This is a genomic window from Rhodococcus wratislaviensis (assembly GCF_900455735.1).
Classification (GTDB): Bacteria; Actinomycetota; Actinomycetes; order Mycobacteriales; family Mycobacteriaceae; genus Rhodococcus_F; species Rhodococcus_F wratislaviensis.
Genome location: NZ_UAUI01000026.1, coordinates 239544 through 265407 on the forward strand (window position 1 = coordinate 239544; position 25864 = coordinate 265407).

Below are 25864 nucleotides of genomic sequence, written 5' to 3' on the forward strand. Positions count from 1 at the left end.
TAACCGGCACGTGCGACAACCCGGCCGGCCCGAGGTACCGGCTCACGCCTTCTTGTCCGCTGCCTTCTTCGCGGCCGCTTTCTTGGCCGGCGCCTTCTTGGCGGCGGTCTTCTTTGCGGCCTTCTTGGCGGGCGCCTTCTTCGCGGCGGCCTTCTTCTTGACGGGACCGCGGGCACGCCGATCCGCCAGCAATTCCGAAGCGCGGGCGTCGGTGATGGACTCCACCTCGTCGCCCTTGCGGAGGCTGGCGTTGGTTTCACCGTCGGTCACGTACGGCCCGAACCGGCCGTCCTTGATCACCATCGGCTTCTCGCTGACCGAGTCGACACCCAGCTCACGCAGTGGCGGGGTGGCGGCGGCCTGACGTCCGCGGCGCTTGGGCTCCGCGTAGATCTTCAGAGCCTCGTCGAGGGTCACCGTGAACATCTGGTCCTCGGTGGCGAGGGACCGCGAATCCGTCCCCTTCTTCAGATACGGGCCGTAGCGACCGTTCTGCGCGGTGATCTCTTCCTTGGACTCCGGATCGACACCCACCACCCGCGGCAGCGACAGCAGCTTGAGGGCGTCGTCGAGGGTCACCGTCGCCAAGTCCATCGACTTGAGCAGCGAGCCCGTCCGCGGCTTCGGACCGGTGGCCTTCTTCGCCGCCTTCTTCGCCGGCGCCTTCTTGGCTGCCGTCTTCGTCTTGGTCGTCCCGTCGCCCGATTCGTCGGTCACCGGCACCACTGCCGGTTCGGGCTCCGGTTCCGGCTCGGGAAGGATCTCTGTGACGTACGGGCCGAAGCGGCCCTCCTTCGCGACGATCTCGTGCCCGGTGAGCGGGTCGACGCCCAGCTTGCGGCCCTCCTGCGGAGTCGAAAAGAGCTTCTCCGCGTACTCCGGTGTCAGCTCGTCCGGCGGAAGGTCGTCGGGCAGGTTGGCCCGCTGGGAGATGAGGTCGCCCTCGGGGTCGTCCGGGTTCTGGACCATCCGCTCGAGGTACGGACCGAACCGTCCGACCCGGACGTGCACTTCCCGTCCCTCGGCGTCGTCGAAGAGCCTGATCGAGTTGACCTCGCGAGCATCGATCTCCTCGAGGTTGACGCCGACCATCTTCTTCAGGCCGCCCTCACGGGCAACCGAACCCTCGGCGCCGTGATCGCCGCCGAAGTAGAAACTGCTCAGCCAGTTGCCGCGCTGTTCGCGGCCACCGGCGATCGCGTCGAGATCGTCTTCCATCCCGGCGGTGAAGTCGAAGTCGACCAACCGCCCGAAGTGCATCTCGAGGAGGCCGATGACGGCGAACGCCACCCAGGACGGGACCAGCGCGCTGCCGCGCTTGTAGACGTATCCGCGATCGAGAATCGTCTTGATGATCGACGAATACGTGGACGGGCGGCCGATGCCCAGTTCTTCGAGGGTCTTGATCAGGCTCGCCTCGGTGTAGCGGGCGGGCGGGTTGGTGGTGTGACCGTCGGGATCGAGTTTGGTGGCGGTGACCGCCTGACCCTCGACGAGCACCGGCAGGCGCGACTCGGCGTCGTCGGACTGGCCGCCGGCCTCCTCGTCGACGCTCTCCACGTAGGCCTTCAGGAACCCGGCGAACGTGATGGTGCGGCCCGATGCGGAGAAGGTGCACTCCTCGCCGGTGCCCGCGGTTCCGGTGATCCGCAGGGTCAGCGTCGTGCCCCGCGCGTCGGCCATCTGCGACGCCACGGTGCGCTGCCAGATCAGCTCGTACAGACGGAACTCGTCGGTGTCGAGGCGGGAATGCAGCTGACCGGGGGTCTGGAACACGTCGCCGGCGGGGCGGATGGCCTCGTGCGCCTCCTGCGCGTTCTTGACCTTGCGCGTGTACTGGCGCGGTGTGTCGTGCACGTACTCGGCGCCGTACAACTCGGTGGCCTGCGCGCGGGCGGCAGCGATCGCCGACGACGACAGCGTCGTCGAGTCGGTACGCATGTAGGTGATGTAGCCGTTCTCGTACAGCCGCTGCGCGATGCGCATGGTCCGCTCGGACGTGAAGCGGAGCTTGCGGCCCGCCTCCTGCTGCAGCGTCGACGTCATGAACGGCGCGTACGGCTTGCGGGTGTACGGCTTGCTCTCGGCGGAGGAGACGGTGAGGTCGACACCGGCGAGGGACTCGGCCAGACGCTGCGCCCGCGCCTCGTCCAGAACCGTGACGGTGCTCGTCTTCAGCTGGCCGTCCGCGCCGAAGTCGCGGCCGGTGGCCACCCGGGAGCCGTCGACGCTCACCAGGCGCGCCCCGAAACTGCGGGGGCTGGCCTCGGCGCCGGCGTCGAGGGTGGCGGAGATGTCCCAGTAGGACGCCGAGCGGAACGCCATCCGCTCGCGTTCCCGCTGCACGATGACGCGGGTGGCGACGGACTGCACGCGGCCTGCCGACAGCCTCGGCATGACCTTCTTCCACAGCACGGGGCTGACCTCGTAGCCGTACAGACGGTCGAGAATGCGGCGGGTCTCCTGCGCGTCGACCAGGTCGTTGTCGAGTTCGCGGGTGTCCTCGGCCGCGGCGCGGATGGCCGGCTCGGTGATCTCGTGGAAGACCATCCGGCGAACCGGAATCTTCGGTTTGAGCGTCTCGAGGAGGTGCCAGGCGATCGCTTCGCCCTCGCGGTCGGGGTCGGTGGCGAGGAAGAGTTCGTCGGCGTCCTTGAGGAGGCTTTTCAGCTCCGTGACCTTGGACTTCTTCTCCGGACTGACCACGTAGAGCGGTTCGAAATCATGGTCGACGTTGACGCCGAGCCGCGCCCACGACTCACCCTTGTACTTGGCCGGGACGTCTGCGGCTCCGCGTGGAAGGTCGCGGATGTGGCCGACCGACGCCTCGACGACGTAGTTCTTTCCGAGGTACGGGGCGATCTTGCGGGCCTTGGTCGGCGACTCGACGATCACGAGGCGGCGAGGCTGGCCGGACGCTCCCGCCGCACCCTGTGCACTGCCGTTGTCCCCTTTAGCCACCTGTAGCCCGAGCCTTCCTGAAGTCGATCGCTGCCACTCGACAGTTGTGCAGACAAACCCTTTTATACCCGGTTCGCCTATTACTAGAGTGACATACCCGGAACCCATCCTCGCAGATCAGTACCGTCTACGCGGCTCTACACGTGGGGCCAACCGGTACGGTCGTCCAAATTTCCGGGCGCCTCACCGATGCTCTCGACGAGTCTGCCGAGCCTACGCCGACCCGAGATTCGGAGCCCCGGACCGGAGCCACGGGTGCCGATCAGCGTCGGCGCGATGCCTGCTCTCATCAATGCCTGAGCCAACGGCGCGTGGGTATCCGGGGCGTGCGGGTCGAGTCCGAGGACGAACCGCTCGCCCTCCGCTTCGCTCCTGCCCGACGCGAGTGCCCACACCCTCAGCTGACGCCCCGAAGGCACCCAGCCGGAGGGCACCGCCTTGACCGCTCCCCTCGTCCACTGGTCCGCGAGCGGCCGCAAGTCGACGACCGATGCGGTGCGGACGAGCGGGCTGCCCTCGTCGCTGCGCGTGATCTCGACCTCGAGTCCGGCCTGGGCGATCAGCTCTGCAATAGCCTCCGCCCGCCACGGCGCGTCCACCACGATCGAGATGCGCGCACGCCCGGCCGATGTGACCACCTGGCCCGTCGCGGCGAGTAGACCGCACAAGTCGGTGACCGCCGGCGGCATCGCCTCTGCGGAGAAAAAGGAGAGCTGACTCACTGAAGTACCCCCTATTGCCACGGCACCGTTGCCGTGAAAACGACTCGTCCCCCACCGCCTCAGGCGATGGGGGACGAATCAGACGCGGCCACGAGGACCCCGCCTATCTGATTTACGTGTTCACGAATGTGAACGGCAGAATCAGACTGCGCGAACGCCGGTGGCCTGGGGGCCCTTGGTGCCCTGGCCGACCTCGAACTCCACGCGCTGGTTCTCCTCGAGGGTGCGGAAACCGCTGCCCTGGATCTCGGAGTAGTGAACGAAGACGTCAGCGGAGCCGTCTTCGGGTGCGATGAAGCCGAAGCCCTTTTCCGCGTTGAACCACTTCACAGTGCCCTGTGCCATGCTTTTCCTTCTCTTTCTAACCACCGGATTCGGCGGACAGCACATACAGTCCACCGGGCCGGTTCCGACCGCTGTACTTCTAGATTTCCCCCTCAGGAAAAGCAGAGCACCGCGTTCGCAACATCGATCCTGCGAACGTTCACTCTTTCAAGCCTACGAACACAGAAGCTGCGACCAGTTGTAGTCAACCATGAACTCCGCGAACGCAACAGTCGAAATCCGAACAATTCACACAAAAAGTTGATCTTGTAGCGAACAGGCGCGAAACAGCGGATTGACGCCGGGGTCGCGGCACCCCGCGCGACAGCCCCGAAGGGGCACTCGTTATCATCAAATGCGCAGGTCGTGGCGGTGTGGAAGCTACTCGCCCGTCCCCTACGACAGCCCGGAGACATCAGTGAGCACACCGTTTTCACCACGTGACGACAGTGGAAATACGGGCGAAACATACGGCCGAGCGCTGCTGAACCGAGTCCTCGAGGGTGTCCCCCGGGACGAAAACCCGCTCACTTTCGCCGCGGAAATGCCTGCCCGGACTTCTCAGCTGTCGGAATGGCCCGCGTGGGCGCACCCGAGCGTCGTCCGGGCCATGCAGGAGAACGGGATCCCCCGTCCCTGGACGCACCAGGCCGCCGCCGCCGACCTGGCCCGTCACGGGTCGAACGTCGTGGTGTCGACCGGCACCGCCTCGGGCAAGTCCCTGGCCTACCAGCTTCCGGTACTCACCACTCTGGCAACGGATCCGCGGGCGACCGCCCTCTACCTCTCGCCGACCAAGGCACTGGGCGCAGACCAGCTGCGGGCCGTGACGTCGCTCATCGACTCGGAAGTCCTGGATGCCGGGGACGACCTCCGGGGCGTGTGCCCGTGCGCGTTCGACGGCGACACCCCACTCGAGGTGCGGCACTGGGCACGGGAGAACTCGCGGTGGCTCTTCACGAACCCCGACATGCTGCACATCTCCCTCCTCCGGACCCATCAGCGATGGGCGCACTTCTTCCGCAATCTGGCCTACGTGGTGATCGACGAATGCCACTCCTACCGTGGTGTCTTCGGCTCGAACGTCGCGCTCGTGCTGCGGCGGCTCCGGCGCATCGCGGCCCGGTACGGCGCCGATCCCGTCTTCGTCCTCGCGTCCGCCACCACGGCGGACCCCGGGGCGGCGGCGTCGCGGCTGATCGGAGCGCCCTGCGCCGAGGTCGTGGAAGACGGTTCACCACACGGCCCCCGGACGGTCGCGCTGTGGGAACCCCCGCTCATGCGGGAGGTCACCGGGGAGAACGGAAGCCCCGTTCGACGGCCCGCCGGTTCGGAGGCAGCGCGCATCATGGCCGACCTGATGGTCGAAGGGGCCCGCACCCTCACCTTCGTGCGCTCCCGCCGGGGCGCGGAGCTGACCGCGATGGCGACCAAACGTCTACTCGGGGATATCGATCCCGAACTCGCGACGCGAGTCGCGTCGTATCGAGCCGGGTACCTCGCCGAGGATCGTCGTGAACTCGAGACCGCACTCGCCGACGGCACGCTGCTGGGGGCGGCGACGACGAATGCGCTGGAACTCGGCGTAGACATCGCCGGCCTCGACGCCGTCGTGGTCGCCGGGTTCCCCGGCACGGTGGCGTCGTTCTGGCAACAGGGAGGCCGGTCCGGCCGACGCGGCGAAGGGTCGCTCGTCGTCCTGGTCGCGCGGGACGATCCCCTCGACACCTACCTCGTCCATCACCCGTCCGCGCTGCTCGACAAGCCCGTCGAGGCGACTGTCACGGACCCGAGCAATCCGTACGTCCTCGGCCCGCAGTTGCTCTGCGCGGCAATGGAACTACCGCTGTCCGACGCGGAGGCCGAGGCGTTCGGGGCGATCGAGGTACTCGGGAAGCTGGCGGAGCAGGGCCTGATCCGCCGACGCACACACGGTTGGTTCGTCACCGCCGGCACAAATCCTCATGGCGCAGTGGATATCCGGGGTGGAATCGGAACTCAGGTGGCAATTGTCGTGTCGGAATCCGGACGCATGCTCGGAACCGTCGACACCGGCCGCGCTCCTGCCACGGCACATCCCGGCGCCGTCCACATCCACCAGGGTGAGTCGTACGTCGTCGACGAACTCGACCTCGACCAGGGACTCGCCCTGGTGCACGCCGAAGACCCGGACTGGACGACGTCGGCTCGCGAAACCACCGAGATCACCGTCACCTCGGTGCTCGAACAGAAGCAGTTCGGCGACGTCGAGGTCGCGCTCGTCGAGGTCGAGGTGACCCATCAGGTGATCGGATACCTCCGACGACTGTCTTCGGGCGAGATACTCGACGCAGTGGAACTGGACATGCCGAGGCAGACCCTCCCCACCCGCGCGGTGATGTACACCGTCACACCCGAACTTCTGGTGCAGGCGGGTGTTCCGGCCGAACGCGTGCCCGGTTCGCTCCACGCCGCCGAACACGCCGCAATCGGGTTACTGCCTCTTGTCGCGGTGTGCGATCGAGGCGACATCGGCGGGGTCTCGACGGCGTTGCACGCCGACACCGGACTTCCCACTGTGTTCGTCTACGACGGTCACGCAGGCGGCGCCGGATTCGCCGACCGCGGGCACGCCGAACTCACCCGCTGGCTCGGCGCGACCCGGGAAGCGATCGAATCGTGCGAATGCACCTCGGGGTGCCCGTCCTGCGTGTACTCGCCGAAGTGCGGAAACGGCAACGACCCTCTCGACAAGGACGGCGCGATCCGGGTCCTGACGGCGGTACTCGACTCGCTCGGCTGAGGGTTCAGCGCAAATACAGCCGAACCTTGTCGATCACGTCGCGGAGCAAATGAATCTCCTCACCGGTCGGCGGGGCGGTCACCGTGAGATCGTCGGCCACCTGCAGTTCCCAGCCGGTCTGCGCTCGCACCTCGTCGACGGTGACCCCCTCGTGCACGCTGACCAGTTCGAGTTCGTCGAACGGGCCCTGCCGCGACAGCACCCCCAGGTTGGTGAACACCTTCGTGACCCCTCGACCGCGGGGCATGATCCCGTCACCTGCCGCCCGGGCCCGGACAGGACTCGGCGACGTGCAGAAGTCGAGTTCCGCGGGGAAGGCGCTCGGGTCGTGTCGCCGCATCACCACGAAGATCTCGCCGGCGTTGGGCATGATCTCCACCGCGCCACCGGCGCCGGGCAGCCGGACTGTCGGCTTGTCCCAGTCTCCGATGATGCTGGTGTTGAGGCTGCCGTACCGATCGATCTGGGCCGCGCCGAGAAATCCGACGTCGACGTTGCCGCCCTGCAGCACGTAACCGAACAACGCCGACATCGACACCACCGACTCGGCGCCCGACACGACGACCGAGTCGGCGATCCCCTCGGCCATCGCGGCGGGGTGGGCGCCGCACACTCCCGATTCGTAGATCAGTTCGACGTCCGGGTTGCTCGTCCTCTTGGCGAGATCGACGGCGAGCGTCGGCAAGCCGACGCCGGCGAACACGCGCCGCTTCCCGGCGAGTTCGCGGGCGGCGACGGACACGATGACCTCCGTCGCCGAGATCGCTCCGACTGGTGCTGTGGTCATTTCCGGCTCCCGTAGTCGACTGGTTCGGAGAATCGAGGCTCGACGGCGAGGTCGTTCCAGTAGTCGTCGCCGAGTTTGTCCAGGTACTCGTCGTGATTCGCAGTGCCGTGGATCCATTCCTTCAGCCAGGCCTGCAGGAGTCCGGAGTCCTTGCTGATGGCGGTCCAGCGCCGGTAGAACGCGCAGTCCCGGTCGTAGTAGCCCTGCACGTAGGACGGATGCGCCCCGCGCGGACAGACGACCACGGCATCGACCGCGTGGGAGGGGATCAACGTGCGACTGGGGTCGGAGCGGACGACCTCGTCGTCGACGATCTCCTCGACGACCACGATCGCCTTCCGCGCGGCGTACACCGCTTCCTGCTGGACCCCGGAGATACCCCAGATCTGCACGTTGCCCTGGCGGTCGGCGCGCTGCGCGTGAACGATCGTGACGTCCGGGTTCAGCGGAGGCACGACGTACACGGTGCCCTCCCCGTAGGGATCGTCGACGAGTCGAATTCGGGGATTGAGCCGGGGAAGGTCGCTTCCCGCGTAGGAGCGCAGCGGAAAGAACGGGAGGCCGGCGGCACCCGCCTGATAGCGGCAGACCATTCCGTAATGGCTGTACTCCTCGACCTCGAGGGCCACCGGATCGTGGTGCTCGATGCGGCGTCGTAACTCGTGCAGTGATCCGGCCGAGCCGCTCGCGAAGAACGAGGCCACGAGCTTGGTGACACAACCGGCCGCCACGAGTTGATCCGACACGATGTCGGGCGTCATCCGGCACAGCGTGAGGTTCTGCCGTTCCTGCCGGATGATCTCGTGCGCAGCCGCGAACGAGATGAGATGCGAGAAGCCCTCGAGGCACACGGTCATGCCGTCTTCGACGTACGTTCCTATGGCTTCCGCCATGCTGACCACTTTGCTCATCGCCATGCCCTTCTCCGGAACGACGGGAGGTCGCCTCGGGACCCTCCCCGCCGGATTACCGCCGTGTGAATCAATAGTGTTGACAAATCTGTTGCTGGAACTGCAATAGTTCTCCCGTGGAGATTTCTCAGATCACTGCCTTTCTCGCGGTCGCCGAGGAACTGCACTTCGGCCGGGCAGCGCAGCGCCTGCACTCGGCCCAGCCGCCGTTGAGCCGAACGATTCGGCAACTGGAAAAGCAGCTCGGGGCAACTCTTTTCGAAAGAAACACCCGGAACGTTCGCCTCACGCCGGCCGGTGAGGCACTGCTCGGCCCGGCGCGCGAGATCCTGGACGCCTGCCGGCTCGCGGAGATCGCCGTCGCCGCCGCCGGGCGCGGACAGGTCGGCCGGGTGCGCATCGGCTTCGCCGGAGTCTCGTCCCACCTGCTCATCGGGCGGTGGGCCAAACTCGTCCGGCACACCCACCCCGGAATCGAATTCGTTCTGGACAGTTCCGCTTTCGCGAGCGAAGCACTGAACAAGCTCCTCGACGGAACACTCGACATCGGTCTGGTCCGGTGGATCTTCACCCCGCCCGGCATCGCGTCCCGCGTCATCCTCAACGAGGACTTCGTGGTGGCCGTACCCACCGACCACGCGCTGGCAGGCAGTGACAGTGTTCGCATCGAGGAGCTGGCCACCGAGCCCTGGGTGACGCTGCCCGCCGATCCCGGATCGGCGCTGCGCGACTCCCTGCAGAGGGCGGCCCATGACGCCGGTTTCACGCCCCGGATCGTGCAGAGCGCCCCGGACTCGATGGCGCTGATGGCGTTGGTGTCCGCGGAGGTCGGCTGTGCGTTGACCGTCTCCTCCGTGGCCGAGAACGTCAACAACCCGGACGTCGTGTTCCTCCCGCTGGTCGGCGGTCCCAGCACTCTGCAACTGCGGATCGCGTGGAGAGCGGACGACGACAGCGCCGCGTTACGGGAAGTCCTCAGGCTGTCCGAGGAGGCATTGCCCACTCCGGACTGAGCCGGACGGTCAGGAGTGGGCTGTCGCACGTGTCTGCCCTGCGCTCGGAGCGGTGTCCACCGCATCGTCCTCATCGATGTCGAGCTGCAGTTCGTCCGCGTCGGATTGCTCCGCGGTCGACAACCGGCGCGCGTCGAAGCCGGTCCGATTCAGCAGCAACAGCGTGCAGATCAGGGAGACTGCGGCATAACCGGCCGACACGAACGCGACACCGACGATGTTTCCGGACGAGTTGAGCATCCACTGCGCCAGCACCGGGGTGCCGCCGCCGACAACCAGCGAACACAGCTGGTAGGCCGCCGAAAGACCGGTGTAGCGAATGTTGGCGGGGAAGGCACGCGCGAGCACTCCGGCGATGGCGCCGTAGAACATCGAATGCGGAATGGTCGCGAGGCACATCGCGACGACGGCAATGGCGAAGTTCTCGGTCCGGATCCCGAAGAACATTGCCGGCATCAGGATGAACTCGGGAATCACCATGATGCACATGGCTTTCCGCATGTCGATCCGGGACACCAGGACGGCGCCGAACGGCTGCACGATGAACTGGACCACGAGTGCGATGGCGATCGCGCCGAGGAACGCGCCCCGGTCGTAGCCGAGTTCGCTGGTGGCCCACGACAACGCGAAGGTGTTCTTGAAGTACGTCACCTGGGCCAGGGGCAGCGCGCCCGCACCGAGGAGAACGAGGACCCAATGCTTGCGCAGCACCTCACCGATCGGCAGTGCGACGGTCTTCTTGCGCTTCAGCACGGTCTTCATCGCGTCCGACTCTTCGAGCTTGAGGCGGATGATCATGCCGACGATCACCAGGGCCGCGGAGATCAGGAACGGGATTCGCCAGCCGTAGAGCACGAAAGCCGGGGTGGGCATGGCGGAAAGCAGGAAGAACGCCATGGTCGCCAGGAGGTTTCCGGCGGGCGACCCCTGCTGGGCGAACGCCGAGTACAGAATCCCCTTCCCCTTGGGTGCGTTCTCGCTGGCGATCAGGACCGCCCCGCCCCATTCACCGCCCACTGCCACACCCTGGACGACCCGGAGGAATACCAGGGCGGCGGGTGCCCATATCCCGATCTGCGCATAGGAGGGCAGGAGTCCGATTCCGACGGTCGCGGTGCCCATCATCATGAGCGTGATGACCAGGGTGTTCTTTCGACCGATCTTGTCGCCGAGATGGCCGAAGACGATGCCGCCGATCGGGCGGGCGAGGAACCCCGCCCACAGCGTGACGAACGCGAGCAGGGTGCCCATGCCCGCAGGCAGGGTGTCGGAGAAGAACACCTGACCGAAGACCAGCGCCGACGCGGTGCCGTAGATGTAGAAGTCGTACCACTCGATCGTGGTGCCGATGAACGAGGCGATGCCCGCCCTCCGCGCCTTTGTCTCGGCCTCGGTCCGCTTCGATGGTGCCGTGGTCATGTAATGCCCTCTCTCGCCAAAGGGAGTGGTGTGGATGAAAACCAGCTCGCATCAGTGAGACTCGCATCACAGGATCGATGCCGTCCAATACTTCCTGAGCGGGGGATTGTTACCGATCTGGTCATAATCAGGGAAACCTCCCACACGCTGGAGCGACACCGACCACCGCGACGCTTCGATGTCACTCCGCGGGACCTGCCCTCGCCACTGCCCGGGCGTCCCGGACACCCAGCGAGGACAAAAGCACCGGCGCGGTGACCGCCACTTCGACGTCCCAGTCGTCGATCTCACAGGACACGACTTCGGTGCGCATTCGTCCCGCGACCTCCCTCGCCGCGGCACACGCCGCCTCGGTACCGCGGTCCAGCCCGACGGCCGCGGCGAGGGCAGCCAGATCTGCGGCGGACTGCGCCCGGTGCCGCACCGATACCGCCGAGCCGACGTGCACGAGCATCGCCGTGACCACCATCAGCGCCGCGAGCGCACAGCACGCAGTGACGGTCACGGAACCGCGGTCGTCGGTGATCCCCGAACTCACCGCCCTCCCCCGCTCCACCCCGGCACCGCGGGTTCGAGAGCAGCCACCGCCTCCGCGGAGATGTTCACGAGCGGAAGAAGCGGACTGCGAGCCCGCACGGTCGCGACGACGAACTCCCCCTCGGACCGGACCGACACGTCGGCGCCGTCGGGGGCCACTCTCGCCGCCGTGGAGATCGCCGATTCGCGATCTCCACGGGCAGCGAGCCGCGCAGCCTCGCGGGCGGAGTCGACACACCGGACGTGCAGCGTCGCCGCGGTGATCGCTCCGACACACAGCACGACCACCGCCACGATCGACGCGATCGCGATAGCCGCCTCGACCGTGACGCCCCCGGCCTCCGACCGGCGCAGGTTCTCGGCCGCGCTCATCACACCGCGGTGTTCAGCGCTTTGTCGATGATGTTCGTCAACGCCGTGACAATGCTGTCGCCGGTGACGACCGAATACAGGACTGCGCCGAAGGCCGCGGCCGCGATGGTGCCGATGGCGTACTCCGCGGTCGACATGCCGTCCTCGTCCGTCGCGAGCAGCGTCAAGCGGGCGGTCAGTGCTCGCACTTCCGCCAAGGCCTGGATTCCGTGTCCCATGGTGTTCCCCCTTCAGAGTGTCCGGCGCAGCGGTTCTGCGCCGGAAGTGTCGATGTGTCACAACAGCCCGCCGTCCAGCACGCGTGAGGCCAGCCCGACGACGACCGGGATGATCCCGAGACAGATGAATGCCGGCAGGAAGCACAGCCCGAGGGGGCCACTGATCAGCACGCCCGCCCGTTCGGCCGACGCCGCCGCCAGGTGCTCGACCTGGATTCGGCCGTCGGCGGCGAGTTCCGTCATCGAACCGGCGAGCGACGACCCCGATGCGGCCGACCGGCGCGCCATGCGGGCGAGCGATTCGGTGGCCGGGTCCGACGCCGCCGCCTCCCACGCGGTCGCCGCGTCCGCCCCCAGCGACAGCAGGTCTGCGGCGCGGCGCAGCGATTCCGACAGAGGCGCGGGCGCCGACCGCGACACGGCCTGCGCCGCGGTCGCGACCGGCAGTCCGGCGCGCAGGCACGCTGCCAGCAGGTCGAAGGTCGCGGCGATCGCGAGCGGGTCCTCGCGGCGCGCGGTGTCGTCCACCGAGGACGCCGCATCACCCGGGCCACCGGTGTCGCCGCGCAGTCGCTGCATCGGCGATCGGGGTGCGGGCAACACCAGCACGGCGCCGGCGAGGAGAAGTACCACGCACCAGATCATCCCGTCACACGTCCGGTGATCCGGTCGGTCCACAACAGGCCCGCGCACACCAGTCCTGCCCCGAGCAGCAACAGGATTCCACCCACACCCCCGCCGAACAGCACCGCCAAAGGCGACGCCCCCATCATCTGGCCGAGACCGACACCCAGGAGCGGCAGCCCGGCCAGTACGGTCGCCGTGGCCCTCGCCCCGGCCAGCGAGGCCTCGGTTCGCTGACGGAAGCGACTGCGTCCCAACAGGTCCGTTCGTGCCGCCTCGAGCAGTTCCGCCAGTGCGAGACCGTGCGCGTCGGCCACCGCCCAGATGTCGGCGATGCGCCCCAACTCGGCACCGACGCGGGAGTCCGCGATCCGGAACCCGTCGGCGGCAGATCCTCCGAGCCGCGACCGCGCCGACGCGGCCCGAAATGCAGCCGCCACACTGCCTGCCGACTCGTCCGCGGCCGTCTGGCATGCCGCAGCCGGATGGGCGCCCACACGAAGTTCCGCTGTCACGACCTCGAGGCTCGACAGTATGACACGCAGATCCGCGTCCTTGGCTCTCGCCGACCTACGTCGTGACGATCTGAAACGCACTGTTGCACAGACGATCATCGCAGCGAGAACCGCACAGAGTCCGCCCAGTTCGTACACGATCGGAATACCGGCGAGCGCCGCCGGAACCACCCAGGGCAGACGCATCCGGCGCCGGGGACCCTCCCTGCCCGTCACCGCGAGCAACCGGGGCCGCGATCGTGCGGACGGCACCGCCAGCACCGCACAGGCGAGCACTACCAGACCGGCGATCACGACGGCACCTCCGTCTCCGAACCCTCCGGTCCACGCCGGGAACACAAGTGACGGAGCCGGTCCACCGCCGGACCCTCACCCGTGTCGTGGTTCCAGGCGGGCATGATCGTGACGTGCCCGTACTCGTCGCGAGTGACGACACCGATCTGCGTCAGCCGCCGCGCCCCGCTCGAAGACCGGTGGACGTGCAGGATCACCTGGACGGCGGCGGCGAGCTGACTGTGCAGCGCCGAGCGGTCCATTCCGCCCAGTGCCGCAAGCGCTTCGAGCCGGGCGGGAACCTCCTCGGGCGAGTTGGCATGCACCGTTCCGGCACCGCCGTCGTGGCCTGTGTTGAGAGCCGTCAGCAGGTCGACGACCTCGGCGCCGCGAACCTCGCCGACGACGATCCGGTCGGGACGCATACGCAGGGATTGACGGACGAGGTCCCGGACGGTCACCTCACCCACACCCTCGACGTTGGGTGCGCGGGCCACGAGCCGGACGACGTGCGGGTGCGTCGGCGCCAACTCCGCGGCATCCTCGACGCACACGATCCGTTCCGCTTGGTCCACTGCCCCCAGCAGCGCCGCCAGCAGCGTGGTCTTGCCTGCGCCGGTGCCGCCGGTGACCAGGAAGGCGAGCCGCGCGTGCACGATCTTCACCAGCAGGTCGTGGGCCGCCTCGGCCACGGCACCGCCCGCGACGAGCGCGCCGAGCCCCTGGGTGGCCGGGCGCAGCACCCGCAGCGACAGGCAGGTGCCGCCCTGAGCCACGGGGGCGAGGACGGCATGCAGCCGCACACCGAACGAGCCGTTTCCGACGTCCCGCAGTCGTCCGTCGACCCACGGCTGAGCGTCGTCGAGACGGCGTCCGGCAGACAGCGCGAGACGTTGGGCGAGTCGGCGCACCGCCGCCTCGTCGGTGAAGCGGACGGCTGCGCGTTCGAGCCCGCGGCCTCGGTCGACCCAGACCCGGTCGGGCGCCGTGACGAGCACGTCCGCGACTCCGGGCTCCGTCAGCAACGACTCGAGCGGCCCGGCACCGGTGAGTTCGGTCATGAGCACCCGCAGTGCCCCGAGCAGGTCGGTGTCGCCGAGCACGCCGCCCGACTCGGTGCGGATGGCAGCGGCGACCGTCGCCGGCGTCGGCTCGCCGGACGTGTGCGCGAGACGTTCGCGCACCCGGTCGAGGAGGTCGGGGGTGACGAGGGAACTCATGCCGCCCACTCCCGCGACCGCGGTCTGCTGCCGACCGTGTCGAGGACCGCCTCGGCCGCGACGCCCAGCGGGGAGCGCCTGCCAGGCCGCAGTCCGCCGTGTTCGAGCATTCCGGTGAGCGCGCGCTCGGCGCGCATCGACGCGATCAGCGGCAGGTCGAGAACCTCCGCGACGTCGGCGCCCCGAAGCCCACCGGGTGCCGGACCGCGGACCACGAGTCCCTGGTTGGGGTTCCTCTCGGTGATCCACTGCGACGCCTTTCCCGCGGCGATGCAGGCCCGGACAGTCGCGGGCACGACGAGGACCACCAGATCGGCGAGTTCGAGGACGGTTTCCGTGACCGGGCCGGGAAACCGCGACACGTCGCACACGACCAGATCGCCCGCATGGCGGCCGGCCTCGGTGACCGCACGGACCGCGGCCGCTGTCGGTCCGGCGCCGTGCCCCGTCCTGCTGCAGGCGAGCACCCGCAGCCGCTCGCCGCGGGCGGGGAGGGCGTCCCGGAGCGCACCCGAGGAGATCCGGCCGCCTTCGATCGACAGACCCGACCATCGCAGTCCGGGCACGTCCTCGATGCCCAGCAGCACGTCGAGGCCGGACCCCCACGAATCGGTGTCGAGCAGAAGTGTGGACTGCGGTCGCGACGCGGCGGTGAGGGCTGTCGCCGCCGCCAGCGTGGAGGCGCCCGCACCGCCGCATCCACCGACCACGGCGACGACGGTGCCGTCCGCTTCGGGACGCTGGGGTTGTTCGCCGAGCACGGCGACCAGTGCCGACTCGTCCTCGGGCACGGCGAGCACGTGTTCCGCACCGACCGCGGTCGCGATCCGCCACTCGTCGATGCCCGGCGGCCCGTCGCACAGCAGCACCACACGGCGCCGCCGTGGGAGCCGGTTGCGGCACGCTGCGGCTGCGCGCGCGTCGAGCACGACGATCGGGGCGCTTCCCCAGAGATGCCGGGCGTCGGCGACGTCGACCTCGTTCAGCGCCCGGTCGGCGGCTGCCGCCACGCGCCTGATGCTGTGCAGCAGTGCCGGGTCGTCGATCAGAACCAGCACTTCACCCCCGCCTTCTGCGTCCATGCAGCGAGCGTGCCCGCTGCCGGAGACCGCCGGAAGGGGCTCAGCTCGAACTGTGGACAACTTCGGGCCTGTGGATAGAAACTGGTACTGCCGCACCAATTTAAGTACTTCGGGCCGAGGAGGCGGCAGACCTGCCGCAGACAGAGGACGACCCTCGCCAGGGGGGGAGGAGGCGAGGGTCGTCAGTGTTCAGCCCCGGGGGGTCGGGCTGAACATCGTCCGGATCAAATCCGGACATCAGCAATACTACACCTCCCCCGATCAGTATTTGCAAGTTCAACTGTTGAACGTTCCGTCGTGTCGATAGTGCCGAAAGACCCTTCCTTCGACCGTTCATACGAACCCCCGCCCCACCCGAAGTCCGCATATCCTTGGAAATTGTGACCGCGAAGCCACAGAGAAGCGCCAAGACAGGTCGACACACCGAGACAGGTCGGATTGCCGCATTCTTCGACCTCGACAAGACGATCATCGCGAAATCCAGCACCCTCGCGTTCAGCAGACCGTTCTTCGACCAGGGCCTGATCAATCGCCGATCGGTTCTCAAGAGCAGTTACGCGCAGTTCCTGTTCCTGCTGTCGGGCGCGGATCACGATCAGATGGAGCGGATGCGCGCCTACCTCACGAGCATGTGCGCGGGCTGGAACGTGGACCAGGTCCGGTCCGTGGTAGCCGAAACCCTCCACGACATCGTGGACCCACTGGTGTTCGCCGAGGCCGCCGACCTCATCGCGGACCACAAGTTGCGGGGCCACGACGTCATCGTGGTCTCGGCGTCCGGCGAGGAGGTGGTGGCGCCGATCGCCGAGGCCCTCGGGGCCACGCGAAGCACCGCCACCCGCATGGCGGTCGCGGACGGGCTCTACACGGGCGAGGTGGAGTTCTACTGCTACGGCGAAGGCAAAGTGGACGCGATGCGGCAACTGGCCGACGAATATCACTACGACCTGTCGGCATGCTACGCCTACTCCGACTCGGTGACCGATCTCCCGATGCTCACCGCGGTCGGCCACCCGACTGCGGTCAACCCCGACCGCGCGTTGCGGAAGGCCGCGGCCGGAAACGGTTGGCCCATATTGACTTTCTCGAATCCGGTCTCCCTCCGGGCACGCCTCCAGGCGCCGTCCGCCACCACCGTCGCGACCACGGCGGCGGTGAGTGTCGGAGCCCTGGTCGCGGGCGCATTCACGTATGGAGTGTTGCGCCGCAAGCGCTGACCACCGCAACCCGCGACACGGTCACAAACCGAATTTGATACTTGCTGTGAGGGGGGTCACGGGGTACAAAGGAGTTACGGAAGAACGGAAGGCCAAGGTCGACCCAGAAGAGAAGGATCGATCTCCCGACCAGGATTCCCAGCACGGGCACTAGGTACCCACGCGAAGCATAAGCCACTATAAGGGCAGAAGCGTTGTGGGCCTGCGAGACTCGAGTCTTCACCGGCAAGGACCCTGCACAGGTTGCAAGGACGACCCGACGATATTCGGACTCTCGCCGAGGCCACCCACACAACCCACCTTGCACGCTTGGTAACCGGTTGTCCGTGCTAACGGGCGGCGAAGTCGACACCAGTCGGCAGCGCCGCCCGTTTCACGTGTTCGGTAAGTTCTTGCAGCGCAAAGGATTCGACTAACTCGCTGCGGCCTCCGCGATCGACGTGGCTTCCCGCGCTCCGGCCTCCAGGGCGCCGCAGCACAGGACGACCCAGCTGCCGACACCCTCCGGCTCGCCCGACGCGAACGCTGCAGCCCCGTTGCGGTACACCTGCTGCCGGCGCAACCAGCTCACCTCCGGCACCCCGAGATTGTGCGGATCGAGCCCGCTCGACACGGAAACCAGACGCGACGCGGCGCGCGCGACGATGCCGTCGCCGACCCCGAACGGCTTCAGCGTCAACAATTCCCCGTGCACCACGGCTGCCAGAACCGGCGCGGGTGCGGCCGTTCCCCCCGTCACGAGCTGTGCGAGACCGTCGAGCCGCTCCGCGACGCCGGACCCGGCCCGCGGCCTGCCGAGCAGTTCCTGATCCTCCACGAGGTCGGCCGCGGCCAGCAGATGCAGCCGTGCGAGGGCCTGCAGGGGTGCCCGCTGCCAGGTGGACTGCAACAGCGTGAGGGCGTCACCGTCGAGGGCCTGCCCGACACGCAGTGCCCCCGACAGAATCGGGTCGCCGGCCTCGCCGGGGGCGGGTAGCTCAGTGCTGCCGCCGTCCAGCGACGCCGAGGCGCGGGCCGCCCGGACCGCCGCCTCGGCCGCCGTCGTCGGCCAACCGCGCCGGTTGGTCTTGTGGCGGTGAACCGCACCGAGTGCGTCGCGCGCACGGTCCGCGGCTTCGCGGACGCCGGGAAGGTCGACGAGGGGCTGCAACGGGTCGCTCACGTATCGGAACGCTACCCGGCGCCCCGCGTCAGGCGCCGAGCCGGATCGATCCCCCGGGAATCGCATCCAGCAGCTTCCGCGTGTACTCCTCCTTCGGGGACGTGAAGACCTCGTCGGTGGTCGCTTTCTCCACGATCGCGCCGGTGGACATGACGAGCACGTCGTCGGCGATCTGCCGCACCACCGCCAGGTCGTGGGTGATGAACAGGTACGTCAAACCCAGCTCCGCCTGCAAGTCGTTCAGGAGGGTGAGGATCTGGTCCTGGACCAGCACGTCGAGCGCCGACACGGCCTCGTCGCACACCACCATCTCCGGCTGCAGCGCCAGCGCCCGGGCGATCGCCACACGCTGCCGCTGGCCACCGGACAGTTCGTTCGGGAACCTCCGCATCACCGAAGCCGGCAGCGCCACCTTGTCCAGCAGATCGCGTACCCGCGCTTCGCGCTCCGCCTTCGTCCCCACCTTGTGGGTGCGCAGGGGCTCCTCGACGGTGCGGAAGATCGAGTACATCGGGTCGAGCGTGCCGTACGGATTCTGGAAGATCGGCTGCACCCGGCGGCGGAACGCGAGCGTCTCCCGGCGGTCCAGCGTCGCGACGTCCTTGCCGTCGAACACGACATTCCCCGACGTCGGCGCGAGAAGTCCGAGGACCATTTGCGCGACCGTCGACTTGCCCGACCCCGACTCGCCGACGATGGCCGTGGTCGTCCCGCGCCGGACCGCGAACGACACGTCGTCGACGGCGGTGAAGTCGGTGGACTTCCGTAGCCCGTGCCGGATCTTGAACACCTTGGTCAGCCCGGTGGCCACGACCACGTCGTCGGTCGCCTGGCCGAAGTCGACACCGATCTCGCCGTGCTGTTCGGCCTCACCGACCACCTCGAGGGCATGCTCCCGGATGTCCGCCCGGGCCAGCGAGGAACTCCGGCGTTGCGACGCCAGCGACGGCGCCGCCGCCACCAGCTTCCGGGTGTACGGGTGGCGCGGCCGCTGCAGGATCTCCAGCGCCGGCCCCGCCTCGACCACCCGCCCCTTGCTCATGACGATCAGGTGCTCGGCCCGCTCGGCGGCCAGGCCGAGGTCGTGGGTGATGAGTAGGACCGCGGTGCCCAGCTCGTTGGTGAGACCGTCGAGATGGTCGAGGATCTGGCGTTGGACCGTGACGTCGAGGGCCGAGGTGGGCTCGTCCGCGATCAGCAGTTGCGGGCGGGCCGACAACCCGATGGCGATGAGGGCGCGCTGGCGCATGCCACCGGAGAACTCGTGCGGATACTGGCCGAGGCGGTCCTCGGCGTCGGCGAGTCCGGCCTCTTCGAGCAGCTCGGCGGCACGGGCCTTCGCGGCCTTGCCCTTCGCGATCCCGTTGGCTTCCAACGCCTCCTCGATCTGGAAGCCGACCTTCCACACCGGGTTGAGGTTGGACATCGGGTCTTGCGGGACGAGGCCGATCTTCTGACCGCGCAGCGCGACGAACTCGCGCTCCGAGGCCTCCGCGAGGTCCTGCCCCTCGAACAGGATCCGACCGCCGGTCACCTTGCCCGTCCCGGGAAGAAGGTTGATGATCGCGTGGGCGGTCGTGGACTTGCCCGAACCGGACTCACCGACGATCGCCACCGTCTGCCCCGGATACACCGTGAGGCTGACACCGCGCACCGCGGGCACGAGCCCGGAATGGGACTGGAACGACACTTCCAGGTCCCGGATCTCGAGCAGCGGCACCTCGTCGGCCGAATGCTTCTGCCCGGCTAACTCGTTCGTGGACACCGCGCTCACCTCTTCCGGGCCTTGGGATCGAGCGCGTCCCGGAGAGCATCGCCCATCATGATGAAACCGAGCACCGTGATCGCCAGCGCGGTCGCCGGATAGAACAGGATCGGCGACCCCTGACGCAGCGTGACCTGGGCGGTGCTGATGTCTCCGCCCCACGAGATCTCGGTGGACGGAAGACCGATGCCGAGGAACGACAGCGTCGCCTCGGCCACGATGTAGATGCCGAGCGAGATGGTCGCGATCACGATGATCGGGGCGAGGGAATTCGGCAGCACGTGCCGGACAAGGGTGCGTATGTTCGACACACCGAGCGCCCGCGACGCCATCACGTAGTCGTTGTTCTTCGCCGAGATCACCGCGCCACGAGCGATTCTCGCCATCTGAGGCCACCCGAACAGAGCGAGGACGACGACCAGCGTCCAGATGGTGCGGTTGGCGAACAGCTGCATGAGGACGATCGCGGCGAGGATGAGCGGAATGCCGAAGAAGATGTCGGCGACCCGGGACAGCAACGAGTCGGCCCAGCCGCCGTAGAACCCGGCGACCGCACCGAACACCACGCCCACGACGAGCACGATCGACGTGACACCGACCCCCACCAGCACCGACGCCCGCGCCCCGTAGATCGTGCGGGAGTAGATGTCGCAGCCCTGCTTGTCGAATCCGAACCAGTGCCCCGCCGACGGACCCTGCATGCTGAACGCGAGATCGCAGAACCTGGGGTCGGTGCTGGTGAACAGACCGGGGAAGGCCGCCACGGCGATCACCACGACGATGATCACCGTGGCGACCAGGAACAGCGGACGTTTGCGGAGGTCCCGCCACGCATCCGACCACATGCTCGTCGGCGGCTGGTCGATGTGGACGGCGTCGGTCTCTCCCGGCGCCGCCACTTCTTCGGGTGCCACGAAATGCGCCTGACGGGTCTTCCGGTCGCCCGTCCGGGGCGACTCGTTCTCCACTTTCTCAGACATAGCGAATCCTCGGGTCGAGCGCGGCGTACAGGAGGTCGACGAGCAGGTTGGCGAGCAGGTAGATGACGATCAGCACCGTCACGAAGGACACCACTGTCGGCGCCTCACCGCGGGTGACCGCCTGATAGATCGTGCCGCCGACACCGTTGATGTTGAAGATGCCTTCCGTGACGATCGCGCCGCCCATCAGGGTGGCAAGGTCGGCGCCGAGGAACGTGACCACCGGGATCAGCGAGTTCCGCAGCACGTGCACCTGCACCACTCGGCGCCGCGAAAGACCCTTGGCCGTCGCGGTTCTCACGTAGTCGGCGGTGAGGTTCTCGGCGACCGACGTCCGGGTGAGCCGGAGCACGTACGCGAACGACACCGACCCGAGGACGAACGCGGGCAGCAGCAGATTCTTGAAACTGGTGTTGCCCCCGACCGTGGGCGGCACCAACCCCCATTTCACGCCGACGAAGAACTGGGCCAGGAAGCCGATGACGAAGATCGGGATCGCGATGATCACCAGGCTCACGAGGAGGACGGAACTGTCGAAGATGCCGCCCTTGCGGAGTCCGGCCCACAGGCCGAAGCCGATCCCGAAGATCCCCTCGATGGCAAGTGCCATCAGCGACAACTTGATGGTGATCGGGAATGCCTGCGCCAGAACCTCACTGACGGGGCGGCCGGAGAAGGACGTACCGAAGTCGAGGGTGAAGATGCCCTTCAGATACAGGAGGTACTGCGTCAGGAACGGCTCGTCGAGGTGGTATCGGGCACGGAGTTGGGCCGCCACCGCGGGGCTGAGCGCCTTGTCGCCGGCCAGCGCGGCGATGGGGTCTCCGGGCAGCAGGAACACCATCGCGTAGATCAGGAACGTGGCCCCGAGGAACACGGGGATCATCTGGAGCAAACGGCGACCGACGTACCAGAGCATCGGATCACCTCCTATTCGTCGGGAGCAGTGACGTCAGGAATCCGCAGCCTCGGCTCGTACTCCCGAGCGGGGCCGCGAACTGACAGCTCGCGGCCCCACCCGTCGTCGAAGAATCGTCGGTGCGTCAGTTCTTCTCGATGTCGGAGTACATCGGGATGCCCTTCCAGTCGATGACTACGTTCGACACGTTCTCCGACCAGCCGCTGGCGGCGTTGCGGTACCACGTCGGGACTGCAGGCAGGTCCTGCAGGAGAACTTCCTGCGCCTGGTTCAGCAGGTCCTGGGCTTTGCCGGGATCGACCTCACCCGCGGAGGCACGCAGAAGACGGTCGAACTCGGGGTTCGAGTAGTCGCCGTCGTTGGAGCTGCCGCCGGTCTGGTAGTTCTGCGCGAGGAAGCCGTACTGCTGCGGGTAGTCGCCCTGCCAGCCCGACCGGAACGCGCTGGGGATGGTGCGATTGGTGGCCTCGGTGCGGATCTGCGCGAACGTGGGGTACTCCTTGCCCTTCGCGTCGATGCCGAGGGTGTTGCGGATGTTGTTGGCGGTGGCGTCGACCCATTCCTTGTGTCCGCCGTCGCCGTTGTACGCGATCTCGAAGCTGCCCGACCACGGGGCGATGGCATCGGCCTGGGCCCACAGCCTCTTCGCCGCCTCCGGGTCGTACTTCAGGTTGCCGTTGCCGGCGAGCGAATCCGACCAGCCCTCGATGGCGGGGCTGGTGAAGTCGAGCGCGGGGGTGCGGGTGTTGTTGTAGATCTGCTCGGTGATCTGGTCGCGGTTGATCGCCATCGAGATGGCCTGGCGGCGCAGCGTCCCCTCCTCACCGCTGAAGTGCGGCAGACGGCCCGGGATCGTGAACGTCTCGATGGTCGCGGACGGCTGGTTCACGGTGCGGCCCGGCAGGTCGGTCTCGAACGTCGTGACCGCGCTCGGCGGCACCTGATCGAGGACGTCGACGTTGCCCGCGAGCAGATCCGTGTACGCCGTGTCGAGGCTGTTGTACATGACGAAGTCGACGCCGGCGTTCTTCGGCTTGCGGTTGCCGTTGTAGTCGGGGTTCACGACGGTGTCGATCCGGACGTTGTGCTGCCACGCTCCGGGGCCGGACATCATGTACGGGCCGTTGCCGATGGGATTCTCACCGAACGCGGCCATGTCCTGGTACGCCACTGCGGGCAGCGGGTAGTACGCGGCGAACCCGAGGCGGTCCGGAAAGGCCGACTCCGGCTGCTTCAGTTCGATCGTGAACGTGGAGTCGTCGACCACCTTCAGTCCCGACATGGTCTGCACGGCCGGGTTCTCGGCGGCCACCTCGTCGTAGCCCTGGATCGGGTCGAAGAACGACGCTTGGATCTGCGCATTCGTGGACAGCGCGCCGTAATTCCAGGCGTCGACGAAGGAAGCCGCCGTGACCGGCGTGCCGTCCGTGAACGTCCAGCCGTCCTTCAGCTTCACGGTGAAGTTCTTGCCGTCGGTCGTCTCGATCGACTCGGCGACCTCGTTGCTCACCCCGCCGTCGGAGTCGTAGGAGACGAGCCCCGCGAACAGCGAATCGACGACGCGGCCGCCCTGATTCTCACTGGTATTGGTGGGAATCAACGGGTTCTGCGGTTCACCCGCCCAGGCGTTGACGATTCCGCTTCCGCCCCCGCTCGTCGAATCTCCGGACGAGCAGGCGGACAGCATCCCTGCTGCCAGGCCGACCGCCAGAACGGCGGTTGCCACACGTGTGATGCGCAAAACGATCCTCCCAGATCTGCGTGGTTCCGGGCAGCGGTTCCGGGCGCAGCCCGAATGATGGGATGACGATAAGTCAACGTTTCAATCTGTGTAGCCACGACGGGCGAAACTCGTGCAATCGGCACCTGATCGAAACATCGTCGGCACGGGGGTCTCCACTCGTCGTCCCCGATCGCCGTCCGTCGCGCCCAGTCGACCGATCGTCGCAGAATATGGGCATGCAACCCTCTGCAACGGTGCGCTCGGGAGACCATGTGACTACCCTCACACGTGCTAGAAGTGCCGAATTCGAGACTGGAAAGAAGGCCGGGCCACAATGACCAGTGCAGCACAGGCGAGCGGAGCGACGGAGAAGTCGGAACATTCTGATTCCGTCCCGCAGGTGTATCCGCCGAGCCCCGAGTTCACCGCCACGGCGAACGCCGGCCCGGAACTCCAGGCTGCCGCCGACGAAGACCGTCTCGCATTCTGGGCGAAGCAGGCCGAGCGCCTGCACTGGCACGCCCCCTTCTCCGAGGTCCTCGACTGGTCCGACGCCCCCGTCGCGAAGTGGTTCGTGAACGGACGGCTCAACGTCGCCTACAACTGCGTCGACCGCCACGTCCTGGCCGGCAACGGCGACCGCGTCGCCATCCACTTCGAAGGCGAACCGGGCGACACCCGCGACCTCACCTACAACGACCTGCTCGCCGAAGTCAGCAAGGCCGCCAACACCTTCACCGACCTCGGACTCGTCGCCGGCGACCGCGTCGCGATCTACATGCCGATGATCCCCGAGGCCATCGTCACCATGCTCGCCTGCGCCCGCCTCGGCCTGACCCACTCGGTGGTGTTCGCCGGCTTCTCCGCCAGCGCCCTGCGCTCACGCATCGACGACGCCGAAGCCAAACTCGTCGTCACCGTCGACGGACAGTGGCGCCGCGGCCAGGCCGCACCCCTCAAACCCGCCGTCGACGAAGCCGTGGACGGCGCCGCGTCCGTCAAGAACGTGCTGGTCGTCAAGCGCACCGGCATCGACGTCGACACCACCGAGGGCCGGGACCTGTGGTGGCACGAGACCGTCGAGAAGGCGGAGGGCACCCATCAGGCGCAGCCGTTCGACTCCGAACACCCGCTGTTCATCCTGTACACCTCCGGCACCACCGGAAAACCCAAGGGCATCATCCACACCTCCGGCGGGTACCTCACCCAGGCGTCGTACACCCACCACAACGTCTTCGACCACAAGGCCGGCCAGGACGTGTACTGGTGCACCGCCGACATCGGCTGGGTCACCGGCCACAGCTACATCGTCTACGGGCCGCTCTCGAACGGCGTCACCCAGGTGGTCTACGAGGGCACGCCGAACTCCCCCGACGAGCACCGGCACTTCCAGATCATCGAGAAGTACGGTGTCAGCATCTACTACACCGCACCCACCCTGGTGCGCACGTTCATGAAGTGGGGCCGCGACATTCCCGACGCCCACGACCTGTCCTCGATCCGGCTCCTCGGCTCGGTCGGCGAACCGATCAACCCCGAGGCCTGGAAGTGGTTCCGCGAGGTCATCGGCGGAAACCAGGCCCCGATCGTCGACACCTGGTGGCAGACCGAGACGGGCGCGATCATGATCTCCCCGCTGCCCGGGATCACCGCCACCAAACCCGGCTCCGCGATGGCCCCGCTGCCCGGCATCTCCGCGAAGATCGTCGACGACGACGCCAACGAACTCGGCGCCGGCGGCTCCGGCTACCTCGTCCTCGACAAGCCGTGGCCGGCGATGCTCCGCGGCATCTGGGGCGACATGGACCGCTACCGCGAAACCTACTGGTCCCGCTACCCGGAGCAGGGCTGGTACTTCGCCGGCGACGGCGCCAAGTACGACGAGGACGGGGCTCTGTGGGTCCTCGGCCGCGTCGACGACGTCATGAACGTCTCCGGGCACCGCATCTCCACCTCCGAGGTCGAATCCGCCCTCGTCGGACACCACGGTGTCGCCGAGGCCGCCGTCGTCGGCGCCGCAGACGAGACCACCGGCCAGGGCATCGTCGCGTTCGTCATCCTCCGCGAGGGCGTCGAAAACACCGGCGACACCCTCATCGCCGAACTCAAGGCCGAAGTGTCGCGGGAGATCAGCCCGATCGCCAAGCCCCGCCAGATCACGATCGTCCCCGAACTCCCCAAGACCCGCTCGGGCAAGATCATGCGACGCCTGCTCAAGGACATCGCCGAAGGCCGCGACCTCGGCGACACCTCCACGCTCGTCGACCCCAAGGTCTTCGACGCGATCCGCGGCAAGTAGGGCGCTCCGCGCCCCGTGAGTGGTTGACGAGTCCCTGCA

At 67.6% G+C, this 25864-nt stretch carries 22 protein-coding genes; 4 read left to right on the forward strand and 18 right to left on the reverse strand.

Annotated features, from left to right (window positions below; genetic code table 11):
* Positions 1-42: 42 nt before the first annotated feature.
* The 3 genes from topA to DTA22_RS31630 form a co-directional block, all read right to left on the reverse strand.
* Positions 43-2961, reverse strand: a complete 2919-nt coding sequence (topA, locus tag DTA22_RS31620; RefSeq protein ID WP_112302057.1) for a type I DNA topoisomerase — start codon at positions 2959-2961, stop codon at positions 43-45.
* 137 nt (positions 2962-3098) lie between these two features.
* Positions 3099-3683, reverse strand: coding sequence for a hypothetical protein (locus tag DTA22_RS31625; protein ID WP_037228882.1), 585 nt, complete (start codon positions 3681-3683; stop codon positions 3099-3101).
* A gap of 141 nt (positions 3684-3824) precedes the next feature.
* The gene (locus tag DTA22_RS31630) at positions 3825-4028 is read right to left on the reverse strand and encodes a cold-shock protein (protein ID WP_005248460.1); all 204 of its coding nucleotides are present in this window, start codon (positions 4026-4028) and stop codon (positions 3825-3827) included.
* A gap of 397 nt (positions 4029-4425) precedes the next feature.
* Between DTA22_RS31630 and DTA22_RS31635 the strand changes: the two genes are divergently transcribed.
* A complete protein-coding gene (locus DTA22_RS31635) occupies positions 4426-6789 on the forward strand; it encodes a DEAD/DEAH box helicase (protein ID WP_037228885.1) in 2364 nt (787 codons plus the stop codon).
* A 4-nt stretch (positions 6790-6793) separates the two neighbouring features.
* On the opposite strand, the gene DTA22_RS31640 is transcribed toward DTA22_RS31635, so the two are convergent.
* Together DTA22_RS31640 and DTA22_RS31645 are read right to left on the reverse strand one after the other, a co-directional pair.
* Positions 6794-7576, reverse strand: coding sequence for a CoA-transferase subunit beta (locus DTA22_RS31640; protein WP_112302058.1), 783 nt, complete (start codon positions 7574-7576; stop codon positions 6794-6796).
* Positions 7573-8493, reverse strand: coding sequence for a CoA transferase subunit A (locus tag DTA22_RS31645; protein ID WP_037228888.1), 921 nt, complete (start codon positions 8491-8493; stop codon positions 7573-7575). The genes DTA22_RS31640 and DTA22_RS31645 overlap by 4 nt, the downstream gene beginning before the upstream one ends.
* 110 nt (positions 8494-8603) lie before the next feature.
* On the opposite strand from DTA22_RS31645, the gene DTA22_RS31650 reads away from it, so the two are divergent.
* Entirely contained in the window at positions 8604-9500 is an 897-nt protein-coding gene (locus tag DTA22_RS31650; protein WP_112302059.1) for a LysR family transcriptional regulator, read from the forward strand.
* Between the two features lie 9 nt (positions 9501-9509).
* Here DTA22_RS31650 and DTA22_RS31655 read toward each other — a convergent pair whose 3' ends face one another.
* The 8 genes from DTA22_RS31655 to ssd form a co-directional block, all read right to left on the reverse strand.
* Positions 9510-10919: an MFS transporter gene (locus tag DTA22_RS31655; protein ID WP_112302060.1), complete on the reverse strand. Its 1410-nt coding sequence runs from the start codon at positions 10917-10919 to the stop codon at positions 9510-9512.
* A gap of 181 nt (positions 10920-11100) precedes the next feature.
* A complete protein-coding gene (locus tag DTA22_RS31660) occupies positions 11101-11457 on the reverse strand; it encodes an Rv3654c family TadE-like protein (protein WP_112302061.1) in 357 nt (118 codons plus the stop codon).
* Positions 11454-11828: a TadE family type IV pilus minor pilin gene (locus DTA22_RS31665; protein ID WP_112302062.1), complete on the reverse strand. Its 375-nt coding sequence runs from the start codon at positions 11826-11828 to the stop codon at positions 11454-11456. Before DTA22_RS31665 ends, DTA22_RS31660 begins: the two co-directional genes overlap by 4 nt.
* Positions 11828-12046 (reverse strand): DUF4244 domain-containing protein, encoded by a 219-nt coding sequence (locus tag DTA22_RS31670; protein WP_037228900.1) that lies wholly within the window; start codon positions 12044-12046, stop codon positions 11828-11830. The genes DTA22_RS31665 and DTA22_RS31670 overlap by 1 nt, the downstream gene beginning before the upstream one ends.
* Positions 12047-12103: 57 nt before the next feature.
* Positions 12104-12691, reverse strand: coding sequence for a type II secretion system F family protein (locus DTA22_RS31675; protein WP_037228902.1), 588 nt, complete (start codon positions 12689-12691; stop codon positions 12104-12106).
* Entirely contained in the window at positions 12688-13479 is a 792-nt protein-coding gene (locus tag DTA22_RS31680) for a type II secretion system F family protein (RefSeq protein WP_174233892.1), read from the reverse strand. Before DTA22_RS31680 ends, DTA22_RS31675 begins: the two co-directional genes overlap by 4 nt.
* Positions 13476-14678, reverse strand: a complete 1203-nt coding sequence (locus tag DTA22_RS31685; protein ID WP_037229300.1) for a TadA family conjugal transfer-associated ATPase — start codon at positions 14676-14678, stop codon at positions 13476-13478. The genes DTA22_RS31680 and DTA22_RS31685 overlap by 4 nt, the downstream gene beginning before the upstream one ends.
* The gene (gene ssd, locus DTA22_RS31690) at positions 14675-15760 is read right to left on the reverse strand and encodes a septum site-determining protein Ssd (protein ID WP_112302064.1); all 1086 of its coding nucleotides are present in this window, start codon (positions 15758-15760) and stop codon (positions 14675-14677) included. Before ssd ends, DTA22_RS31685 begins: the two co-directional genes overlap by 4 nt.
* Before the next feature lie 380 nt (positions 15761-16140).
* On the opposite strand from ssd, the gene DTA22_RS31700 reads away from it, so the two are divergent.
* On the forward strand, positions 16141-16977 hold the full coding sequence (locus DTA22_RS31700; protein ID WP_037228907.1) for an HAD-IB family hydrolase: 837 nt from the start codon (positions 16141-16143) through the stop codon (positions 16975-16977).
* Positions 16978-17389: 412 nt separating this feature from the next.
* On the opposite strand, the gene DTA22_RS31705 is transcribed toward DTA22_RS31700, so the two are convergent.
* The 5 genes from DTA22_RS31705 to DTA22_RS31725 all read right to left on the reverse strand — a co-directional run bounded on the left by DTA22_RS31705 (position 17390) and on the right by DTA22_RS31725 (position 23544).
* Entirely contained in the window at positions 17390-18139 is a 750-nt protein-coding gene (locus DTA22_RS31705) for an oxidoreductase (protein ID WP_112302066.1), read from the reverse strand.
* Positions 18140-18167: 28 nt separating this feature from the next.
* Positions 18168-19913 (reverse strand): dipeptide ABC transporter ATP-binding protein, encoded by a 1746-nt coding sequence (locus DTA22_RS31710; RefSeq protein ID WP_112302067.1) that lies wholly within the window; start codon positions 19911-19913, stop codon positions 18168-18170.
* Entirely contained in the window at positions 19910-20884 is a 975-nt protein-coding gene (locus DTA22_RS31715) for an ABC transporter permease (protein WP_112302068.1), read from the reverse strand. Before DTA22_RS31715 ends, DTA22_RS31710 begins: the two co-directional genes overlap by 4 nt.
* Entirely contained in the window at positions 20877-21803 is a 927-nt protein-coding gene (locus tag DTA22_RS31720) for an ABC transporter permease (RefSeq protein WP_037228913.1), read from the reverse strand. The genes DTA22_RS31715 and DTA22_RS31720 overlap by 8 nt, the downstream gene beginning before the upstream one ends.
* Before the next feature lie 124 nt (positions 21804-21927).
* Positions 21928-23544, reverse strand: a complete 1617-nt coding sequence (locus DTA22_RS31725) for a peptide ABC transporter substrate-binding protein (protein ID WP_112302069.1) — start codon at positions 23542-23544, stop codon at positions 21928-21930.
* Between the two features lie 316 nt (positions 23545-23860).
* Between DTA22_RS31725 and acs the strand changes: the two genes are divergently transcribed.
* Positions 23861-25825 (forward strand): acetate--CoA ligase, encoded by a 1965-nt coding sequence (acs, locus tag DTA22_RS31730; protein ID WP_112302070.1) that lies wholly within the window; start codon positions 23861-23863, stop codon positions 25823-25825.
* Positions 25826-25864: the final 39 nt, after the last annotated feature.

What these genes read in the sequence shown, in the direction of transcription:
- DTA22_RS31630 (WP_005248460.1), bottom strand. Translation starts at nt 4,028, where the DNA reads ATGGCACAGGGCACTGTGAAGTGGTTCAACGCGGAAAAGGGCTTCGGC.
- DTA22_RS31640 (WP_112302058.1), bottom strand. Translation starts at nt 7,576, where the DNA reads ATGACCACAGCACCAGTCGGAGCGATCTCGGCGACGGAGGTCATCGTG.
- DTA22_RS31645 (WP_037228888.1), bottom strand. Translation starts at nt 8,493, where the DNA reads ATGGCGATGAGCAAAGTGGTCAGCATGGCGGAAGCCATAGGAACGTAC.
- DTA22_RS31655 (WP_112302060.1), bottom strand. Translation starts at nt 10,919, where the DNA reads ATGACCACGGCACCATCGAAGCGGACCGAGGCCGAGACAAAGGCGCGG.
- DTA22_RS31665 (WP_112302062.1), bottom strand. Translation starts at nt 11,828, where the DNA reads ATGAGCGCGGCCGAGAACCTGCGCCGGTCGGAGGCCGGGGGCGTCACG.
- DTA22_RS31670 (WP_037228900.1), bottom strand. Translation starts at nt 12,046, where the DNA reads ATGGGACACGGAATCCAGGCCTTGGCGGAAGTGCGAGCACTGACCGCC.
- DTA22_RS31675 (WP_037228902.1), bottom strand. Translation starts at nt 12,691, where the DNA reads ATGATCTGGTGCGTGGTACTTCTCCTCGCCGGCGCCGTGCTGGTGTTG.
- DTA22_RS31685 (WP_037229300.1), bottom strand. Translation starts at nt 14,678, where the DNA reads ATGAGTTCCCTCGTCACCCCCGACCTCCTCGACCGGGTGCGCGAACGT.
- ssd (WP_112302064.1), bottom strand. Translation starts at nt 15,760, where the DNA reads ATGGACGCAGAAGGCGGGGGTGAAGTGCTGGTTCTGATCGACGACCCG.
- DTA22_RS31715 (WP_112302068.1), bottom strand. Translation starts at nt 20,884, where the DNA reads ATGTCTGAGAAAGTGGAGAACGAGTCGCCCCGGACGGGCGACCGGAAG.
- DTA22_RS31720 (WP_037228913.1), bottom strand. Translation starts at nt 21,803, where the DNA reads ATGCTCTGGTACGTCGGTCGCCGTTTGCTCCAGATGATCCCCGTGTTC.
- acs (WP_112302070.1), top strand. Translation starts at nt 23,861, where the DNA reads ATGACCAGTGCAGCACAGGCGAGCGGAGCGACGGAGAAGTCGGAACAT.